The 18,950-nt window shown below is 49.6% G+C and carries 14 protein-coding genes and 1 tRNA gene; 9 read left to right on the forward strand and 6 right to left on the reverse strand.

The annotated features are described in order from the left end of the window. Positions 1-26: 26 nt before the first annotated feature. Positions 27-320 (reverse strand): IS1 family transposase, encoded by a 294-nt coding sequence (locus tag NC980_RS23340; RefSeq protein WP_190375738.1) that lies wholly within the window; start codon positions 318-320, stop codon positions 27-29. Between the two features lie 132 nt (positions 321-452). Here NC980_RS23340 and NC980_RS23345 point away from each other — a divergent pair, with 132 nt between their 5' ends. The 4 genes from NC980_RS23345 to NC980_RS23360 all read left to right on the forward strand — a co-directional run bounded on the left by NC980_RS23345 (position 453) and on the right by NC980_RS23360 (position 8,983). Beyond that, positions 453-2,576: a chemotaxis protein CheA gene (locus NC980_RS23345; RefSeq protein WP_190375739.1), complete on the forward strand. Its 2,124-nt coding sequence runs from the start codon at positions 453-455 to the stop codon at positions 2,574-2,576. 8 nt (positions 2,577-2,584) lie between these two features. Further along, positions 2,585-3,058, forward strand: a complete 474-nt coding sequence (locus NC980_RS23350) for a chemotaxis protein CheW (protein ID WP_190375740.1) — start codon at positions 2,585-2,587, stop codon at positions 3,056-3,058. A 14-nt stretch (positions 3,059-3,072) separates the two neighbouring features. Further along, positions 3,073-4,476, forward strand: a complete 1,404-nt coding sequence (locus tag NC980_RS23355; protein ID WP_190375741.1) for a HAMP domain-containing methyl-accepting chemotaxis protein — start codon at positions 3,073-3,075, stop codon at positions 4,474-4,476. 346 nt (positions 4,477-4,822) lie between these two features. Beyond that, positions 4,823-8,983: an ATP-binding protein gene (locus NC980_RS23360; RefSeq protein ID WP_190375742.1), complete on the forward strand. Its 4,161-nt coding sequence runs from the start codon at positions 4,823-4,825 to the stop codon at positions 8,981-8,983. A 171-nt stretch (positions 8,984-9,154) separates the two neighbouring features. Here the strand turns inward: NC980_RS23360 and NC980_RS23365 are convergent, their stop codons facing one another. The 5 genes from NC980_RS23365 to NC980_RS23385 form a co-directional block, all read right to left on the reverse strand. Then, complete coding sequence (locus tag NC980_RS23365) at positions 9,155-9,619, reverse strand: tetratricopeptide repeat protein (RefSeq protein ID WP_190375743.1); 465 nt, start codon at positions 9,617-9,619, stop codon at positions 9,155-9,157. 42 nt (positions 9,620-9,661) lie between these two features. Continuing rightward, complete coding sequence (locus tag NC980_RS23370) at positions 9,662-10,552, reverse strand: ABC transporter permease (RefSeq protein WP_190375744.1); 891 nt, start codon at positions 10,550-10,552, stop codon at positions 9,662-9,664. After that, a complete protein-coding gene (locus tag NC980_RS23375; RefSeq protein WP_190375745.1) occupies positions 10,545-11,555 on the reverse strand; it encodes an ABC transporter permease in 1,011 nt (336 codons plus the stop codon). The genes NC980_RS23370 and NC980_RS23375 overlap by 8 nt, the downstream gene beginning before the upstream one ends. Positions 11,556-11,690: 135 nt before the next feature. Further along, positions 11,691-11,945 (reverse strand): hypothetical protein, encoded by a 255-nt coding sequence (locus tag NC980_RS23380; protein ID WP_190375746.1) that lies wholly within the window; start codon positions 11,943-11,945, stop codon positions 11,691-11,693. Continuing rightward, complete coding sequence (locus NC980_RS23385; RefSeq protein WP_190375747.1) at positions 11,927-12,952, reverse strand: ParM/StbA family protein; 1,026 nt, start codon at positions 12,950-12,952, stop codon at positions 11,927-11,929. The genes NC980_RS23380 and NC980_RS23385 overlap by 19 nt, the downstream gene beginning before the upstream one ends. A 169-nt stretch (positions 12,953-13,121) precedes the next feature. On the opposite strand from NC980_RS23385, the gene NC980_RS23390 reads away from it, so the two are divergent. From NC980_RS23390 to NC980_RS23410, 5 genes are all read left to right on the forward strand, one after another. Further along, positions 13,122-13,193, forward strand: a tRNA-Val gene (locus tag NC980_RS23390). A 498-nt stretch (positions 13,194-13,691) separates the two neighbouring features. After that, positions 13,692-13,853 (forward strand): hypothetical protein, encoded by a 162-nt coding sequence (locus tag NC980_RS23395; protein WP_348254077.1) that lies wholly within the window; start codon positions 13,692-13,694, stop codon positions 13,851-13,853. 150 nt (positions 13,854-14,003) lie between these two features. After that, the gene (locus NC980_RS23400) at positions 14,004-14,342 is read left to right on the forward strand and encodes a hypothetical protein (RefSeq protein ID WP_190375749.1); all 339 of its coding nucleotides are present in this window, start codon (positions 14,004-14,006) and stop codon (positions 14,340-14,342) included. Positions 14,343-14,556: 214 nt separating this feature from the next. Further along, complete coding sequence (locus NC980_RS23405; protein ID WP_347272571.1) at positions 14,557-14,742, forward strand: helix-turn-helix transcriptional regulator; 186 nt, start codon at positions 14,557-14,559, stop codon at positions 14,740-14,742. 99 nt (positions 14,743-14,841) lie between these two features. After that, positions 14,842-18,795, forward strand: a complete 3,954-nt coding sequence (locus NC980_RS23410) for a PAS domain S-box protein (protein WP_190375750.1) — start codon at positions 14,842-14,844, stop codon at positions 18,793-18,795. Positions 18,796-18,950: the final 155 nt, after the last annotated feature.

Raw genomic sequence — 18,950 nt, forward strand, 5'->3', positions numbered from 1 at the left:
TCCTACCCCTTTCACTATCGCTCACATCATTCTGTGGAATCTAGTTCCTCTCCGCAAGACAGCTCTAAAACGTCCAAATCGACTCCTCGAAGCCAGCTTAAAATGGTGGTGTGATGAATATCCGTCATTTTTTCGATGCGTCGGGTACTCATGCCTCTAAGATACATCTGAATGCAAAGCTGCTTGATGTCTTCCGAGTACCGAATTTGCCTGTAGGATGCTAGAAACTGTCGTCCACAGCGTTTGCACTTGTAGCACTGAACGTGATTGCGGTGCCCATTCCGGTGGAGTTCAGTCGAACCGCAGGTCGGACAATCCATATCCCCCTATCAAGTGAATTTTCATTAGTGTTCAGCATTTCTTTTGGATCAACGTCTATCTTAGGATAGATTGTGAGCCGTGTTCATCCTCCGTAGGATAGGAATAGTGGGCACCTGTTGAGTCCGGAGTACATGCAGCCTTTGAATGAAATCGATGCAGAAGATTTAAAGGTTTTTCTGGTTGAGAGTCACGAGATTCTTGCCCAGTTTGAGCAGGATGTTTTGAACCTGGAAAATAGTTCTCTCGACACAGAACTGCTCAATCGGATGTATCGCGCTCTGCATACGATGAAGGGAAACTGTGGATTCATTCCGTTTCCGAAACTTGAAGCGATCGCTCATGCAGGAGAGGCACTGCTCGACAAGATTCGGACGGCTCAGCGCCGAATTTCTCCTGAGATTGCAACAGTGCTGCTGCAGCTCACAGATGTGATTCGACAGATTTTACGCACGATCGAAATTACCAAAACCGAAGGCAATCAGGATTATTCCAGCTTGACTGCAACGTTAACGGCGCTTTGCGCGGTGGATGCTGCGATCGATAGCATCAATCCCAGAGAAAGTTTGGAAGATGCTGAAGCAAAAGCTTTAACCCCGTTTGATTCTACGATTCGAGTTCAAATCAATTTGCTCGATCATTTGATGAACCTGATGGGTGAACTGGTTCTCGCCCGCAATCGAATGCTGCAACTCACCGCAACAAGCAGCGATGCTGCTTTAGTTTCAACCTGTCAGCAAATTAATCTGATTACGAATGAACTGCAAGATCAGGTGATGCAGACGCGAATGCAGTCGCTTCATACGCTCTGGCGGACTTTGCCTCGATTTGTGCGAGATTTAGCAATCGCCTGTAGTAAAGAAGTGACGCTGGTTCTCGAAGGGGGTGAAACCGAACTCGATCGTAGTCTTGTTGCAGCGATTAAAGATCCTCTGACGCATTTAATTCGCAATTGTATTGATCACGGGATTGAACTCTCAACGGCTAGACTGGCGGCGGGTAAATCGGCTTCCGGTATGCTCAAGTTAAGAGCTGCCCAAGAAAGCGGTAAAGTAATTCTAGAAATCAGCGATGATGGTGCGGGCATTGATCCTCAACAGATTAAAGTTCGATCGCAGCAACTCGGCTTAATTAGCGCCACCGAAGCGGAATTAATCAGCGACCAAGAGGCGTTGGATCTGATTTTTCAGCCTGGATTTTCGACGGCGACAGAAGTGACCCGCTTATCTGGGCGCGGAGTTGGTTTAGATGTCGTGCGGCGAAACATTGAAGCGGTTAAAGGCACGGTCGAGGTTGAGAGCCAATTAGGTCAGGGAACTACATTTCGCCTGAAAATTCCCCTGACGTTAGCCATTATTCCGACGCTACTGGTGAAAAGTGGAGGTGAACGATTTGCAATTCCTCAAGCCAGCATCCAGGAACTGGTGCGAATCGAAGGGAAAGAACAAATTGATCAAAGCATTGAAACAGTGCTGAATGCTCCTGTATATCGACTGCGCGGACAGATTCTGCCTTTGGTTAATCTTGCTTCCGTTCTACAGCTATCAACCACAACAACTGATGTAGTTTATTTCGTTGTGATTACCGTCGATCGATATCACTATGGCTTGCTTGTGGATGACATTGAAGATACTCAGGATATTGTGATTAAGCCGCTCAGTAAACAGTTAAGATCGCTGGAGATGTTTGCAGGCGCGACCGTTTTAGGAGATGGAACTGCGGCGCTGATCCTTGATGCTGCTGGACTTGCTCGATATGCAGGTGTTCAAAAGCAGATCCCCATTTCAACTGCGGTCTCTGAATCAGAACAACGCGATCGTCAATTGATTCTGATTGTGCTTGGGACTGAGAATACTCGGATGGGAATTGTTCTGACTCAGGCAACTCGACTAGAAACAATTTCCAGGACAAGGATTGAACAAGTTGGACAACAACTTCTGATGCAATATGGCGATCGCGTCGTTGCTTTGATTGATCTACAAGCCGTTTTCACCGGAAAGCCTCGTTCTCTCAATCAGTTTGAGGAGAGTATCCCGATCGTCGTGATCACACTTGATCAGAATCGCACTGTTGGATTAATGGTGAATCAAATTCTCGACATCGTAGAAGAATCGCTGACGGTGACAGGAGCGGCAATTCGTCCGGGTGCTCACTGTTATGCAACGGTTCAAGGTCAGATTACTGAAATTTTGGATTTAGCTATGATCGTCGAGCTAGCCAATCCTTATCGAGTTCCCGAACTCACAACCAGGAGGTGAAGCGATCGATGACGATTCAACAGGTATGCACTTTCTATCTCAAGGGTTCCTACTTTGGCATCGAGATTGAGCAGGTGCAAGAAATCATTCGCCAACCCCCGCTCACCCGAATTCCGCTCGCGCCTCCAGACATTTGCGGCTTAATGAATCTGCGCGGACAGGTGATTCCCGTCGTGGATTTGCCTTGTCGATTGGGACTGCGATCGGCATCCTGTGGCATTGGCGAGGAAACGACTTACAACGTGATTGTGAACACGATCGACGATGTGATCAGTTTCATTGTTGAGGACATTGGAGATATTTTGTCCTGTGACAGCGAAACATTTGAGCCGCCGCCTGCTAATTTGACTGCTCACATTCGAGGCTTTCTAAAAGGCGCATACAAACTTGAGCAAGGTTTTCTGCTGATCTTGGATACTATCAAAATCTCAGATTCAACCAAATTTTCAGATTCAACCCTAATCACGAGTTCGCTCAATTAACTAAGGATATCTCGATGGTTTCTAATTCAACCCCAAAAACAGCAAGCGCTGGATCGGCAACCGCGATGAAAGCACATATGCAGCAACTTTTACAGGCAATGCAAGCCGCAAACGCAGGCGATTTCTCGGTTCGTTTAGATGAGAACAACGGCTTCGGCGAGATAGCGCGAGAATTCAATCAGTTAATGATCCGCAATCAGAACTTGACTCAAGGAATGAGCGAAGCCGAGCAAGTGTTAAGCGCGATCGCGCAAGGCGACCTCAGCCAAAAAATGTCAACCAGTGAGGAATCTCTCCCAATCGCACCGATCGTCAACGATCTAATCGATCGGCTTAATCTTTACACTGCCGAATTTACGCGAGTTGTGAGAGAAATTGGCACCGAAGGCAATCTGGAAATAGTTGCAACGATCGCAGGCGCAACAGGAATCTGGCAAGAGCTGATCGAAACCGTCAATCAGATGGCTCACGATATCACTGAGCAAGTTCGCGGCATTGCTGAGATCTCTTGTGCTGTTGCTCAAGGAGATTTGGCAAACCAAATCGAAGCAGAAAACACCGGAGAATTTCGCACCCTCACCCGCAGCATCAACCAAATGATCGAAAATCTCCGGAGTTCGCTGCGGCAGATTACAGAAGTGGCAACAACGGTCGCGACCGCAGCCGAAGAACTTTCTGCTGTGAGTCATGAAATGACAGGCAATGCAGGACAAACGGCTGAACAAGCAACCTCGGCTTCAGCTTCGGCGGAACAAGTGAGCCAGAATGCAGCCACAGTTGCTACAGCGATCGAAGAAATGAACGCGAGCATCCGAGAAATCGCGAAAAGCGCGGCAGAAGCCGCAAAAGTTGCGAGTGATGCGGTCAGAACTTCCGATCAAACCAACGCGACGATCACAAAGCTAGGTCAAAGCAGCGTTGAAATTGGCAAAGTGATCAAAGTGATTACCTCGATCGCGCAGCAAACTAATTTGCTGGCATTAAACGCCACGATCGAAGCGGCACGAGCGGGAGATGCAGGTCGAGGCTTTGCGGTCGTTGCCAATGAAGTCAAAGAGCTGGCAAAACAAACCGCCGCCGCCACCGAAGATATTAGTCAACGGATCGAAGCGATTCAGACGGATACAAGCGGTGCGGTTGAAGCGATCACTCAAATTACAGCCGTGATCAACCAAATTAACGACATTCAAAATACGATCGCCAGCGCGGTTGAAGAACAAACGGCAACGACGAATGAAATCTCTCGTAATGTTGCAGAAGCTGCAAAGGGAAGTTCAGACATCGCCAAGAATATTGGAGTGGTGGCTCAAAATGCTCAGACGACCACGATCGGAGCGAGTAACACGGCTCAAGCAGCAATGCAACTGGCGCAGATGGCAGTCAACTTACAAACGATTATCAGTCAATTTCAGATATAAATGGAATTTTGATACTCCCGAATCTGCGGTCAATCTGTTTGACCGTCGATTGAAGCTTTCTAGCGTTCAGGGGGAGCAAGATAATCGCTAGAACATGACCTAATGATTTAGCTGCCAGATTTTGGAACAGGATACTCTTCTCGTTTTCAGGTTTGACCCGGGGATGCTTGTATACGCATTGTGAAACAGAGGAAACTCAAAAAATTGTTCATTCATTAGTTCGGCAAGGACTTTGGCGGCACGGCGGCAAGCAGAAGCAAGCATAATATTTATAAAGGGACGGGACTGACGGCTTCCCCCACTCGAGCCGCGAAATGCCTAATATGAAGAAGAGAAAGGAAAGCGAATGAACAGACACAGAACAAGTCCCTTTCCCAAGTTTGGGGAAATGGGAACACGGATGCAGGCAATGGAGTGGGCACAAACGCCAGTGGGGGCTGTTGAATCCTGGTCGCAAAGCCTGAAATCAACCGTTCGTACGCTGTTAGGCTCGCGTTACCCCATGATCTTGCTGTGGGAGCAGGAGCTAATTCAGATTTACAACGATGCTTATATCAATCTGATTGGCACGAAACATCCCTATGCGCTGGGACGATCGATCCGGGAAACTCAGGCTGAGTCCTGGGATGTGATCGGTCCGATGATTACCGAAGTTATGACGACTGGGGTTCCCAACTGGGTGGAAGACCAGATGCTCGCAGTGAACCGCTCCGGCTACAACGAGGAAGCTCATTTTAGTTTGTCCTACAGCGCCGTTGAAGATGATGCAGGCAAGATTCGCGGCATGCTCTGTGTCTGTAGCGAAGTGACGCAGCAGGTATTAGGAGAGCGACGGTTGCGTTTGCAGCGCGACCTGGCAGCCCGGGCAGGGGAAACGCGGAGTGTGGATACAACCTGTCAGGATATTCTGGCGACGATCGCGGAATGTCCGCTGGATGTGCCCTTTGCCCTGATCTACTTGCGCGACTCCAACGACCAAACCCTAAAGCTCTGCGGCAGCGTGGGGATGAACGGCAATGCGGCGATCGTTCCCACAACTGTCCTGCTTTCAGAAGCACTGGCAGACACAGCGGATCGATGGTCTCTCGCAAAAGCGATGGCAGGTCAAACCGCGATCGTCTCAGAACTTGATCGAGATATCACCATTGCTGGCGGACCCTGGAATGAAAGCGTGAGCCAGGCGATCGCTTTACCGATTCCGTCGTCGAATGTGGCTGCACCGCTAGGAGTGCTGATTTGCGGCATCAGTCCGAACCGTGGGCTGGATGAAGGCTACCAGTCGTTTTATGAGCTGCTGGCTGGACAGGTTTCCGTGTCGATCCGCAATGCTCAGGCTTATGAAGAAGAACGCCGCCGCGCCGAAATGCTGGCAGAACTCGATCGGGCAAAAACAGTTTTCTTTTCCAATGTCAGCCACGAGTTTCGCACACCGCTGACCTTGATGCTGAATCCGCTCGAGGATTTGCTTCAGAGTGACCAGTTGCCTGCTGCTGAACGAGAACAAATTGCTGTGGCGCATCGCAACAGCCAGCGTTTGTTAAAGCTGGTCAACACCTTACTCGACTTTTCTCGGATTGAGGCGGGGCGCATTCAAGCCGTTTATGAAGCAACAGATCTGGCAAGCCTGACGGCTGATCTCGCCAGTGTGTTTCGATCGGCGATCGAGAAAGCAGGAATGCAGCTGGTCGTGAATTGTCTTCCGCTGCCGGAACCTGTGTATGTCGATCGCGAAATGTGGGAGAAGATTGTCCTTAACTTGCTCTCCAACGCGTTCAAGTTTACTTTTGAGGGACAGATCTCGGTGTCACTGCGTCCGGTAGACGCTGCGGTTGAATTGGTCGTTCAAGATACGGGAACTGGCATTCCGGCTCATGAGTTGCCCCGTCTGTTTGAACGGTTTCATCGGGTTGCCGGGGCGCGGGGTCGCTCCTATGAAGGTTCGGGCATTGGACTGTCGCTGGTGCAGGAATTGGTCAAGCTGCATGGGGGAACGGTGACTGCGAGCAGTGTGGAAAAGGAAGGAAGTACTTTTGTTGTACGATTGCCGATCGGGTGTGCTCACCTGCCGTCGGAGCAGATTCAATCCGTCCGAATCCAGGCTTCAACGGCTACAGGCGCAGCAGCTTATGTCGAAGAAGCCTTAGAGTGGGTTGTGGAGCGCAGCGAAGACTCAGCAGGGGTACCTGCGCGTGTTTCTGCCCGAATTTTGTTAGCCGATGACAACGCGGATATGCGTCACTACCTGCAACGGCTCTTGAAGGAACACTATGAGGTCGAAGCGGTTGCCGATGGTCAAGCTGCCCTGGAATCGGCTCGTGCCCAATTGCCGGATTTAGTGCTCACCGATGTGATGATGCCTAGGCTCGATGGCTTTGAACTGCTGCGGCAACTCCGGGCTGATTCCCAAACTCGCGAGATTCCAATTCTGCTGCTCTCAGCGCGAGCGGGTGAAGAAGCTGCCGTTGAGGGACTAGAAGCAGGAGCCGATGATTATTTGGTCAAGCCTTTTAGCGCGAGAGAACTGCTGGCACGGGTGGCCACGAATTTGGAGTTGGGTCGATCTCGTCGCGTCGCCAGCCAACAGCGTTTTCGCTTTCTCGCAGAATCGATTCCGCAAATGGTTTGGACAGCGGATGCTCAAGGTTGGGTTGATTATTACAGCCCTCGCTGGTTCGACTACACCGGGCTAACCCTGGCACAAACTCAGGGATTGGGCTGGCAGGAAATTATTCATCCCGACGATCGCGCCGACAGTATCAGTCGGTGGAGTCAAGCCGCTGAGCAAAAGACCAGCTATGACGTAGAACATCGCTTGAGACGAGCGGACGGTAGCTACTGTTGGCATCTCACCCGCGCCTTGCCGATGCTGGATGAGCAAAGTCAAGTCATTCGCTGGTTTGGCACCTGTACAGACATTACCGAGCGCAAACAAGCGGAAAAAGCATTAAAAGAAAGTACTGAGCAGTTAAGTTTGGCGTTGGCGGCTGCAAAACTGGGAGACTGGAGTTGGAACGTAGCAACCGACATCGTGACATTTACAGAGCAAGCGGCTGAGATATTTGGCATTCCACCAGGACCTTATATGACCTGGACCCAGATGCAAAAGCTCCTTCATCCAGACGATCGAGAGCGAGCAGGTTCACAGGTTGAAGAAGCGATCGCTGAACACAGCGACTACGACGTTGAATATCGAGTGATTCATCCGGATGAAACAGAACGATGCATCGCTGCAAAGGGACGTGCTCAGTACGACTCGTTCGGGCAGGTTCTCGGAATGCTGGGAGTTGTGCAAGATATCACGCAGCGAAAGCAAGCCGAGCAAGAGCGCGAAAAATTGTTAGAACGCGAACAGAATGCCCGGAGAGAAGCCGAACAAGCCAACCGGATTAAAGATGAATTTTTGGCAGTGCTGTCTCACGAACTGCGATCGCCCCTCAATCCCATTCTGGGATGGTCAAAGCTGCTGCAAGCGCATCAGTTTGATGAAGCAGCAACAAGGCGTGCCCTGCAAACGATCGAGCGCAATGCCAAGCTGCAAACCCAACTCATTGATGATTTACTCGATGTCTCGCGGATTCTGCGCGGCAAAATGATGTTGGATGCTTGTCCAGTCAATTTAGTCACAGTCGTTGATGCTGCTCTGGAAACCGTACACTTGGCTGCTGAAGCAAAAGGGATCGAAGTACAGAAGGTTATCGCCAGTAAGATTGAACTGGTCTCAGGAGATGTAGCTCGTCTTCAACAGGTGGTCTGGAATTTGCTCAGCAATGCAATCAAATTTACCCCGTCAGGCGGAACCGTAGAGATTCGACTAGCCCAAACCAATACTCACGTTCAAATTCAAGTTCAAGACACCGGAAAAGGAATTGCTCCGCAGTTTCTACCCCATGTGTTTGAATACTTCCGACAGGAGGACGGCGCAACAACCCGTAAGTTTGGGGGATTGGGGTTAGGGTTAGCGATCGTTCAGCACTTAACAGAACTACACGGCGGAACGGTTCAGGCAGAAAGTCCTGGAGAAGGATTAGGGGCAACATTTACTGTTCTATTACCAGCGTCAAAAAATCGGCGTGGAGAAAATTCAGGTCAGCCTGAGCCTTTAAGCTCCTCAGTAAAAGCTTTTCCCCTGGCGGGTTTACAAGTTTTAGCGGTGGATGATCAAGCCGATATGCAAGAACTGGTTTCTGCCATTCTGGAACAAGCCGGAGCAGAAATAAAAGTGACAACTTCTGCGATCGAAGCTCTAGAAGCCTTAGATGTATTCAAGCCTGATGTTGTCATTAGCGATATTGGGATGCCAGAAATGGATGGCTATGAACTCTTACGTCAGATTAGAAGACGATCGCCAGAAGACAACGGGGATGTTCTCGCAATTGCGCTAACAGCTTACGCCGGGGAACTTAACCAACAACAGGCATTCGCAGCAGGATTCCAGGGGCACGTTGCTAAACCAGTGGAGCCGGAGAAGTTAGTGGATGTAATCATCTCCTTAATAAAAGAGAAGTAGAGAGTTGAAGTTCCACCTGGACAGGAAATTAAGGGCAGTAGCTCGTTTACTCAGTAGACATTCATGACATTTTTATCGGGTTATTCATGAACCGCTATGAATTCGGGCTTCCCGTTTAGAAACTTCCACAGGTCTAGAACACTACTAGACTACGCTGTCTCGTCGTTTAACTTAGCTCAGTTTAGCGGTACATTCCAAAATCAAGCGCTGATTCTCGATCGCATACGGTTGAATCTCTAGCGCCTGCCGAAACGCAGAGATCGCCTCTCGATATTCCCCTCGTGCTGCATAGGATAGTCCTAATCCATGCCACGCGCCGAAGTGAATTGGATTTAGCTCGATCGCTTTTTGACAATCGGCGATCGCTTTGCGGTATTGTTGCTGCACAAAATACAATACCGCCCGTCGATTCCAAGCCTCTGCAAAATCCGGTAATTGTTCAATCAACTCAGATAACACGGCTTCCGCCTGCATTGCTTCACCAGATTCGAGTAGCACCTGTGCTCGTTGTAGCGTTTGCAGTCCTGTGACTCCTTTTTGAGCAAACCAAATCTGCCACAACGCCTGAGTTGCATCTGATCGCACTTCTTCGTCTGGATCTTTTAGCGCTTCAAGTAGAATCTGAATTTCTTTCATAGCAGGTGGAACAGGTGACGAAACACAGGATAGCATTTTTGACTATTGCGATCGTGGATCAAACCCGTCGCGCAATCCATCACCTAATAAGTTAAACGCTAGAACAATCATCGTAATCGCTAACCCCGGAAAAATCGTTGTCCAGGGGGAAGTCAGCGCGTAGCCGTTGCGAAACGCATCAGATAACAGGGTGCCGAGTTCTGGGGTTGGAGGTTGTGCCCCCAGCCCCAAAAAGCCTAGACCGGCTGCTTCGAGCGTCGCCGTTCCCAATGATAAAGAGGCTTGAACAATGATCGGAGTTAAGCTTCCGGGCAAAATGTGCCGCACAATGATTTGCGGTGCCGTCGCCCCGATCGCAGTTGCCGCCTGCACGAAATCTTGTTCTCGGAGCGATAGCACCAGACTGCGAGTGAGGCGAATATAGATCGGAATTTGTGCGATCGCGACCGCAATCACTACTTTTTGCAGACTCGTCAAGGTGTGATTGAAAATGACTAGATCGTTAATTCTGAAGGTGAATCTCTCGACCGTAGTGACAATGGCGATCGCTAGCAAAATCGACGGAAACGCCAGCAAAATATCTGTAAGCCAAACAATCAGCGCCTCGATCCAACCGCGAAAATAGCCCGCGAGTAAACCGAAAAAGACCCCGATCGCGGCTCCAACTCCCACCGAAACCAAGCTAATGAACAGCGATGTCTGAATTCCATGCCAAATTAATGTCAATAAATCGCGCCCCAGTCCATCAGTTCCCAGTAAATGAACGGGGCTTGGCGGCTGTAATCGGGCAATAAAATCGCGATCGCCTGCGGGAATGTAAGGTCTAAGAATCGGCGCAAGCAGCGCGAGTGCAAACAATACCAGAGTAAGAATCAGCCCGGTTCTGCCAGAAGTCGATCGCCAGAATCGCAGAAGAGAGCGGTTTCTACTCATATCGAACTCTTGGATCAATAAGCGCATAAGACAGATCCACGACTAAATTAATCAACACGAAGACGATCGCCACAAACACCACTCCACCTTGCACCACCGGATAATCTCGCGCCAAAATGCCTTCGTAAATCCAAGAGCCGATCCCCGACCACGAAAAGATTGTTTCTGTCAGAATCGCACCCCCTAGCAAGGTTCCGAACTGAAGCCCGATCGTGGTATTAATCGGTAACAGTGCATTCTTCAACGCATGACGCAGAATCACTAAATAATTCGATAATCCTTTCGCTTTTGCTGTCCGGATATAATCCTGTGACAACACATCTAACATCGCGCTCCGGGTAATACGGGCGACGATCGCCAATGGAATTGTCCCTAACGTTAATGCTGGAAGAATCAGATGCGCGATCACATCGATCAGCGCTGGAGCATTCAACCTTAACACTGTATCCAGCAGATAAAATCCGGTAATCGGTTGGAAGTTGAATCCAGTCTCAACGCTAATCCGCCCACTCGGAGGCAACCATCGCAACGTGATTGAAAATAGGTAAATTAGCAACAATCCCAGCCAATATACCGGAAGCGACACACCGAGCAATGACCCCGCGATCGTCACTTGATCTTGCCAGCGATTTTTCTGCACGGCAGCAATGATTCCGGCTGGAATTCCAAGAACGATTGCCACTAGAATCGCCGCGATCGACAATTCAAAGGTTGCTGCCCAGCGTGATCGAATTTCATCGATCACGGGAATGCCGCTCAAAATACTATTGCCTAATTTCAACTGCAATAGATTGCCAACAAACGCGAAATACTGAAGCCACAAGGGGCGATCGAGTCCTAGTTGAGTCTGCAAGGCAGCGATTTGCTCTGGCGTTGCCCGTTCTCCCGCAAGCACGATCGCCGGATCGCCCGGAATCAATCGCAGCAATAAAAATACCGCTAATGTAATTCCAAATAGAACAGGAACCAAGCCAAGAAGTCGTCTTAGAATATATTGCGACATAGATTTATGAATTTGCCTGTATCAAATTTATAGATAAATCTGACTGATAAATCATTCAATGCCGCATAAAAAACGGTATCTAAAGATTTAGAGCATCTTTAGATACCGTTCAGCCCAATCGCTCTAAAGTCCTAACTAAAGTCCTAGCAAATCATCTAGCTCCTCGATCGCTTCACACGGAACTGACTGACTATCGCGATCGACCGCTATCATCGGTTGTGATCTTTGAATTACAGAGGTTCCTTGCGATCGTCCATACAGATAATCATCTGCATACTTGCGAAATACAGCTTCGATCGCAGCTCTTGCATTTTTCAATCCCCATTCTGCGGCAATCAATTCTGCCTTTTCGATCACATCCTTGCTGAGTCTTATTTTGTTGTCATACATAGCTGCCACCCTTCAGCGACCGGGTACAATCCTCGAACATTGGTAAACTGTGGATCAGGCATCACTGCAAATAACTTTCGCCCTGCGAGTCGTTCTGCAATTAAGTGTGAGCTTCCGCCTGTGACTAGAAATCGGGTGACGCGCGGCATATAAGGCGTGTACTGTGCTTTGATTGTTTGAAAAATTCCCTTAAACCAAGGATCAAGATACTCTTCCAGCCAGAGCGACCAGGATAATCCTGTATCCGCATAGGTATGCCCCGATTTGAATCCATCCATCACAATTGCCGGATCAACTGTGGTTCCCAACGCATCAATCAGCCGTCGATCGAAGCTAATCGCTGTTGCAAGCTCATACGATCCTCCTCGATCCATCACGTTTTCATCGATCACATCTCCTTCCGCATCAATCAGCCGTGTTAGCCACGTTCCACCACCGATATCAACGACGATCGTATAACCACTATCAGGAATGAGTCCTAACTGTTGAGCATAGCGATAAGCTCCAATTCCTTCGCGTTCTACTTCAACGTGCTCGACTGTGATTCTAAACGGAATACCATTCCGCTTAAATTCGTGCATTCCCAGCAGTTGAGATTTGATCGTGTCTGCATTGCGGCTCGGATCAGGCGTAGAGGCATAAACGTGCAGCGGAAATCGGCTCATCTCCTCATCCCGCTCAGACTCCAAACAGGCATATAGATGCAATCTCGCTAGATCAACTTTATTCTCTACAACCGTTTGCTGTTGACGGCGATATTTGTACGCTTGTGTGCCAAAATGATAGCGAGTTCCATCCGGCAACTCAATCAGCGGCGACTGGTCAGAATAACGCACCGGATCGCGTCCTTGCGGTAATTGAAACCTCATCGATCGAATCGCTCTTGGATGTCCTGCTCCGTTCCAAAACTTGAGATCGTAGTTGCCAGCATCAAGCGCGATCGTACGATGGGACACAGTTCCATTGGTTTCTTTCCGGGGTCTGCTGCGAGTGCCTAATCCGTTCATGGCGTTTTCCTCAACAAGATAAGGGCAATACAAGTGTATTTAGTACATCGGTACTATATTCGGTTTTGCTGGTAGTGTCAACCTGGGGACAAAGAATTTTGCGAAACTTGATTTTTAAGAATTGAGCTTGATTGATCGGAAGCAATCTGTGATATCTTTATAAAGATTCGGGCGATTGGCACAGGGGTAGCGCACATCCTTCACACGGATGGGGTCACTGGTTCAAATCCAGTATCGCCCATAGGTTTCAGGAAAATGATTTAGAGCCTAGCCCTAAATCAGCCCTAAACCGAAACGAAATTGGATAATTCTTGAATTGGGTTCTGAGTGACCCTAGCTGCTGCATGGCGGAGTCAGTTTTGACTCAATTTGGACTCACTTCGGAGCCAGTTGTGAATTGCTGAAACGCACCCTACTACTGAGTTTCATTTATTCTTTGGAGTCACCGGAGTCAGTTTTAGTGGAAGTTACTCCACCGTCTCTAATATTTTTTTTTCTCTGTCTTGATACCCATTCAGTTAGTGAAAATATTTTTTGTTTCTCTCGCGTAAGAATAGAAAAAATTGACTCCGGTGACTCCGTAAAGAATCGCTGGAAGTATTGATATGTAAGAACTTGACCCAGTTTTACAACTGACTCCGGCTTGTAAGGTGAGCCGTATTAAGCACGATCGCACTCAATCTAGGAACGCTGAACCCGTCCCTTATTTCCAGTGGCGATGGAAGAAATCGATTTTCTAATGAATTCTGAACCCGCGATCGCGCCCATGACGATCGAAGCATGGCTGATTCTGGCGTTTCAGGTTGGGCTAGTAGCTTGGGGACTTATGGGAGAGCGGCGCGATTCATCTGTTGAGGGCGTGATCGCGCTGAATTCTTCTATTGAGGCAAAGATTTTGTGAAGGATCAGGACGTGTAGGAAGAAAACCGTAGAGTGAAGTGCTTCCTTCATCTCGACCGGATTATGGAAAGTAGGCACAAACTCAGTTGGGCGCAGCCTTGCAACTGCGATCGCGCACAAAGATACTTCATCAATCTAGGGGGTTCTAAGTATGGGTACATTTGATCGCATCAGTCGCATTGTTCGCTCCGAAATGAACAGCCCTAAGTCTCAGTCAAGCTATAACTCAAATCAGCAAGCGAGAGAACTAGAAGAACGGGCTATTTCTCTACGTCAGCAAATTGCAAATTTAGAAGCTACGAATAAAGACTCGATGAGTAGCGCATTGCGGCAAGAGTATGCGACTACGATTTCAAATCTCAAGCGATCGCTGGCAACGCTAGAGCAGACGATCCTTAATCTTGGTGGGTCTATTGAACCGAGTGCCGATAAATACGCTCTTATTGATGCAGAGTTAGAAATGCTAAAGCAAGCGTTAGACGAACTCTAAAGTGATCGCACTTCGTTTCAGAGATCGCTTAACCTGCCAGCATTTCCAACTGTTCGCCACCGTTCTCATTACTGCGTGGAGCCGACTTCAGCACCCCTACAAGGTGGTGTTCTGTTGCAATTCTAAGTCCACTTCGATCTTGAGACGGATTGATTTTTCCTCAAAAACCAACCAAAGTTTTTACACATAAAGAACTTTATAAAGTGGGAACGATGTGGCTTTTCATCAGGAATATTTAGGGATCGAACAGCCAGCCATTGGTCAACTGATTCGGGAACTCCGGCAGACCTTGAAGCTGACTCAGGAAAAGCTTGCGACTCAGCGTGGCGTTTCCTTTCCCACGATCAATCGCTGGGAAAGGAAACGCCACGCCTTCGCCCTTATCACTGAGGCAAATTGATACGCTACTCCATCAGTTGTCCCAGTCGCCCGACGCAGCGTTACAAGAGCGTGCCCAAGCGATGCAAAGGAAGTACTTCCCCGCTAGGGAGCTCAAAGCATGAGGGCAGAGGAACAAAAGGGAATGGCTGACAACCTGTTTGCAGGGAACGGCGAGACCAGTGCGCTGCTGAAATCGCACGATTGGTCACAAACACCTCTGGGCGCGATCGAAACCTGGTCAGAGAGTTTGAAAACAGCAGTACAGAGTCGATTAGCTGAACTCAACCAAGATCAAAGATCCGAACAGATGCAGCAAGTATCGGTGCCGCCACAGAATTGCACCCCAATAGCCACCTTCCGCCAAGCTGACCAAGCCGATGCCTTTCGAGTCACACTCTCCGATGCGCTGCGCCTGCTCACCGATGCGAACGAGATTCAGGCTACCGCCGCTCGCATTCTGGGTGAGTCTTTGGGAGCCAGCCGTGTCATCTACGTTGAAGTGTTACCGAGCGGCCATGAAGTCATCGTTCATGAAAACTATACCAATCACGTTGCTGAATTGAGCGGGCGTTATCGTTTAGAAGACTTCGGACGCAACTTAACCGAGGACCATCGAGCGGGGCAAACGGCGATCGTTCCCGATGTAGCGAACAGCCTTAAATATACAGACAGCGAAAAGGCAATGTATCGAGACATCGATATTGCTGCCCATATCGATGTGCCGCTGATCAAAAACAATCAATTCGTTGCCCTGCTTGCCGTTCATCAGTCCACACCGCGTCAGTGGACAGAACTTGAGGTTAAACAAGTTGAAGAAACCGCAGAACGGACGTGGGCAGCCGTCGAACGTGCTCGCGCTGAAGCCGCCCTGCGCGAATCCGAAGCAAAGTACCGGATGCTGTTTGAGTCGATCGACGAAGGCTACTTTATTGCCGATGTCATTTTTGACGCAGACGATCGCCCGCTCAATGTTTTTTATCTCGAAGCGAATCCAGCCGTTAAGCGCGTTACCGGACTCGACCTGGCTGGACGATCGTTGCGGGAGATTGACCCAAACTACGAGTCTGCCTGGTGGGAAGCCTATGGTCGGGTGGCTCAAACCGGAATTGCTGAGCGACAAGAGCTGTACACCCAGCCGCTCGATTCCTGGTTTAACTTCTACACCTTCAAAATTGGCGATGCAGACAGCCGCCGGGTCGGTTGTGTTTTCCAAGACATCACCCAGCGCAAACGCACCGAACAAGCTCTGCGGGATAGTGAGCAGCGATATCGCACGCTGTTTGATTCGATCGACGAGGGGTTTTGCGTGTGCGAACTGATGGTGGACGAAACGGGTAAACCTTACGACCATCGAGTTCTTGAAGTCAACCCCGCCTTTGAAATCCTGACCGGATTACAGCAAGTCACCGGTAAAGTCGTGAGCGAACTCATTCCCACGCTCGAACCTTTCTGGCTTGAAACCTATGCCCGCGTCGTCAGAACGGGTGAATCGACTCGATTTGAAAGCTACTTGCAGGCGTTGAATTGCTGGTTTGACGTTTATGTGACACCAATCAATGCTCCCCAGGGTCAACAGTTTGCCGTCTTATTTAGGGATATTACCGATCGGACGTGGGCAACCCTAAACGCTGAATTCCTGGCAACCGTTCGCGATGACCTAGCTGAAATTACAGAAGTGGGCGACATTGTGCAAATGGTGGGCGATCGCCTGCATCGCTATCTCAACATTTCAAGCTGCGCTTTTGTTGAAATTAATGAGCGGGCTGACGAAGCTGTGATCTATCATCACTGGCATCAAACCGACATACCAACCAAACTTGGTATGTATGCCCTGCCCCAATTTGTCGCCGAGGAATTTCTGCATACGGCACAAGCCGGACAGCCGATTGTGGTGCGAAATGTGGCTGCTGACCCTCGCATTGTTGATTCGGGGAAATATGCCGCCCTGAGCATTGGGGCAGAACTGAACATTCCGCTCATTCGTGACGGCGAATGGAAGTTTTCGCTCACGGTTTTTCATCCGGTTCCGTATGATTGGCGCGATGACGAGATCGCCTTGATGCAGGAATTGGCAAGCCGCATTTGGACAAAGCTGGAACGTGCTAGGACAGAGGCAGCCTTACGCGAAAGTGAACAGCGGTTTCGATTGATGGCGGATGCTGTGCCGCAGATCGTCTGGATCACCGATACAGAGGGGCGGGTTGAGTTCTTCAACAAGCAATGGAGCAACTACACCGGCGTTCCTTATGAACCGACAACTGCCGCAGAAGTCGCTGCTAATTTCGTTCATCCAGACGATGGCGATCGCACAATCACAGCATTCAACGAAGCGCGACGCACGGGAGGCATTTTCTCGGTCGAACACCGGATTCGCTCTGCGGCAGGAACCTATCGCTGGTTTCTGGTTCGCGCTGAACCCTACCGGGATTTGCAAACGGGCGAGATTATTCGCTGGTTTGGCGTATCGATTGATATCCACGAGCGCAAACGAGCCGAAGCAGAACTCCGGGGAAGTGAAGCCCGTTATCGACTGCTGGCAGAAGCGATTCCGCAGTTTATTTGGATTACTGATGCAGCAGGACACAATGAATACGTCAACCAGCGATTTTGCGACTACACGGGCTTGACCGCTGAGCAAATGCACGGCTTAAACTGGCTATCCATTATTCATCCCGATGACTTGGAGATGACTCACGATCGTTGGCTGGCAGCCGTGAACAGTGGTCAATTCTACGAGATAGAGTATCGCTTTCGTCGCCACGATGGGAGTTATCGCTGGTTCTTAGGGCAGGGGATTCCGCTCAAAGATGAGCAAGGTCGCATTCGTCAATGGTTTGGAACTTGTACCGACATTGAACCCCAGAAGCAGATTGAGCAAGCCCGTTTGCAGCTTCTTGAACAGGAACAAGCTGCCCGGGAGCAAGCCGAGAACGCCAATCGCATCAAAGATGAATTTCTCGCTGTGCTGTCTCACGAACTGAGATCGCCCCTAAATCCGATTTTAGGCTGGACACGCCTGCTGCGAAACGGCAACCTCGCTCCCGCCCGTCAAATGGATGCCTTAGCCACGATCGAGCGTAACGCCAAACTACAATCGCAACTCATTGAGGACTTGCTCGACATTTCCCGCATCATGCAGGGCAAGCTCACTTTGACCGCGACTCCGGTTAGTTTGGCATTTGTCATTGTTTCTGCCGTTGAAACCGTACGTTTAGCGGCAGACGCGAAAAACATTCAAATTATGCTTGACCTTGACCCAGACGCTGCTCCGGTCTCTGGCGATGCTGCCCGATTGCAACAAGTCGTCTGGAACCTGCTGACCAATGCAGTCAAGTTTACAGACAGTGGCGGACAGGTGACGGTCCAACTGAGGCGAGTTGCTGCCGAAGGCGACTTGGGCAATGCGATGGCACAAATTCGAGTTATCGATACGGGTAAGGGAATCAGTCCAAAATTTCTGCCCCATGTGTTTGAGTATTTTCGGCAAGAAGACGGCTCAACGACTCGCAGATTTGGCGGTCTCGGGTTGGGGTTGGCGATCGCGCGGCAAATTGTGGAGCTGCACGGCGGTACGGTTAAAGCAGAAAGTAGAGGCGAGCATCAAGGCGCAACGTTCAGTGTGCAGCTGCCGACGCGACAGGCAAGTCTGATCGAGCTTGAACCCACCGAGGCTCAAGCTCGATCAGAAGCGCGCCTGCAAAATGTGAAGATTTTGCTCGTGGATGACGATACCGATACCCGCGAGTTTGAGGCTTTTTTGCTGAAACAACAGGGGGCAACCGTGATTGCTGCTGCCTCTGGCTCAGAAGCGTTGCAGGCACTCGATCAATCGCTCCCAGATGTGATTATCAGTGATATCGGCATGGCAGAAATCGATGGCTATATGCTGATGCAACAAATTCGCTCACGCCCACCGGCTCAGGGCGGAACGATTCCGGCGATCGCGCTGACTGCTTATGCCGCAGAAATCGATCAGAGAAAAGCGCTGCAATCTGGATATCAAAAGCACTTGACGAAACCGCTAGAGCCACAACAACTCGTCAGTGCGATCGTCACCCTACTCAGGGGGTAATCAGGTCGCTGTAATTCAGAAATAGTGCGTTCAGATTGCGCCGAGCGGTAAAGAAGGAATTCTCTACGGGTCCGAATGCATTGGTTTTAATAGCGCGATCGCTTCTGTACTCATCTACCTGAATTATTCTTGAACGCTTTCATCTGTGCATCCAC

The sequence above is a fragment of the Leptolyngbya sp. AS-A5 genome (assembly GCF_039962495.1).
Classification (GTDB): domain Bacteria; phylum Cyanobacteriota; class Cyanobacteriia; order Leptolyngbyales; family Leptolyngbyaceae; genus Leptolyngbya.

Excerpts from the sequence above, each read along its gene's own strand:
- NC980_RS23385 (WP_190375747.1), bottom strand. The coding sequence starts at position 12,952 with ATGAACGGATTAGGCACTCGCAGCAGACCCCGGAAAGAAACCAATGGA.
- NC980_RS23360 (WP_190375742.1), top strand. The coding sequence starts at position 4,823 with ATGAACAGACACAGAACAAGTCCCTTTCCCAAGTTTGGGGAAATGGGA.
- NC980_RS23370 (WP_190375744.1), bottom strand. The coding sequence starts at position 10,552 with ATGAGTAGAAACCGCTCTCTTCTGCGATTCTGGCGATCGACTTCTGGC.
- NC980_RS23340 (WP_190375738.1), bottom strand. The coding sequence starts at position 320 with ATGGATTGTCCGACCTGCGGTTCGACTGAACTCCACCGGAATGGGCAC.
- NC980_RS23365 (WP_190375743.1), bottom strand. The coding sequence starts at position 9,619 with ATGAAAGAAATTCAGATTCTACTTGAAGCGCTAAAAGATCCAGACGAA.
- NC980_RS23375 (WP_190375745.1), bottom strand. The coding sequence starts at position 11,555 with ATGTCGCAATATATTCTAAGACGACTTCTTGGCTTGGTTCCTGTTCTA.
- NC980_RS23400 (WP_190375749.1), top strand. The coding sequence starts at position 14,004 with ATGGGTACATTTGATCGCATCAGTCGCATTGTTCGCTCCGAAATGAAC.
- NC980_RS23395 (WP_348254077.1), top strand. The coding sequence starts at position 13,692 with ATGAATTCTGAACCCGCGATCGCGCCCATGACGATCGAAGCATGGCTG.
- NC980_RS23380 (WP_190375746.1), bottom strand. The coding sequence starts at position 11,945 with ATGTATGACAACAAAATAAGACTCAGCAAGGATGTGATCGAAAAGGCA.
- NC980_RS23410 (WP_190375750.1), top strand. The coding sequence starts at position 14,842 with ATGAGGGCAGAGGAACAAAAGGGAATGGCTGACAACCTGTTTGCAGGG.
- NC980_RS23355 (WP_190375741.1), top strand. The coding sequence starts at position 3,073 with ATGGTTTCTAATTCAACCCCAAAAACAGCAAGCGCTGGATCGGCAACC.
- NC980_RS23350 (WP_190375740.1), top strand. The coding sequence starts at position 2,585 with ATGACGATTCAACAGGTATGCACTTTCTATCTCAAGGGTTCCTACTTT.
- NC980_RS23345 (WP_190375739.1), top strand. The coding sequence starts at position 453 with ATGCAGCCTTTGAATGAAATCGATGCAGAAGATTTAAAGGTTTTTCTG.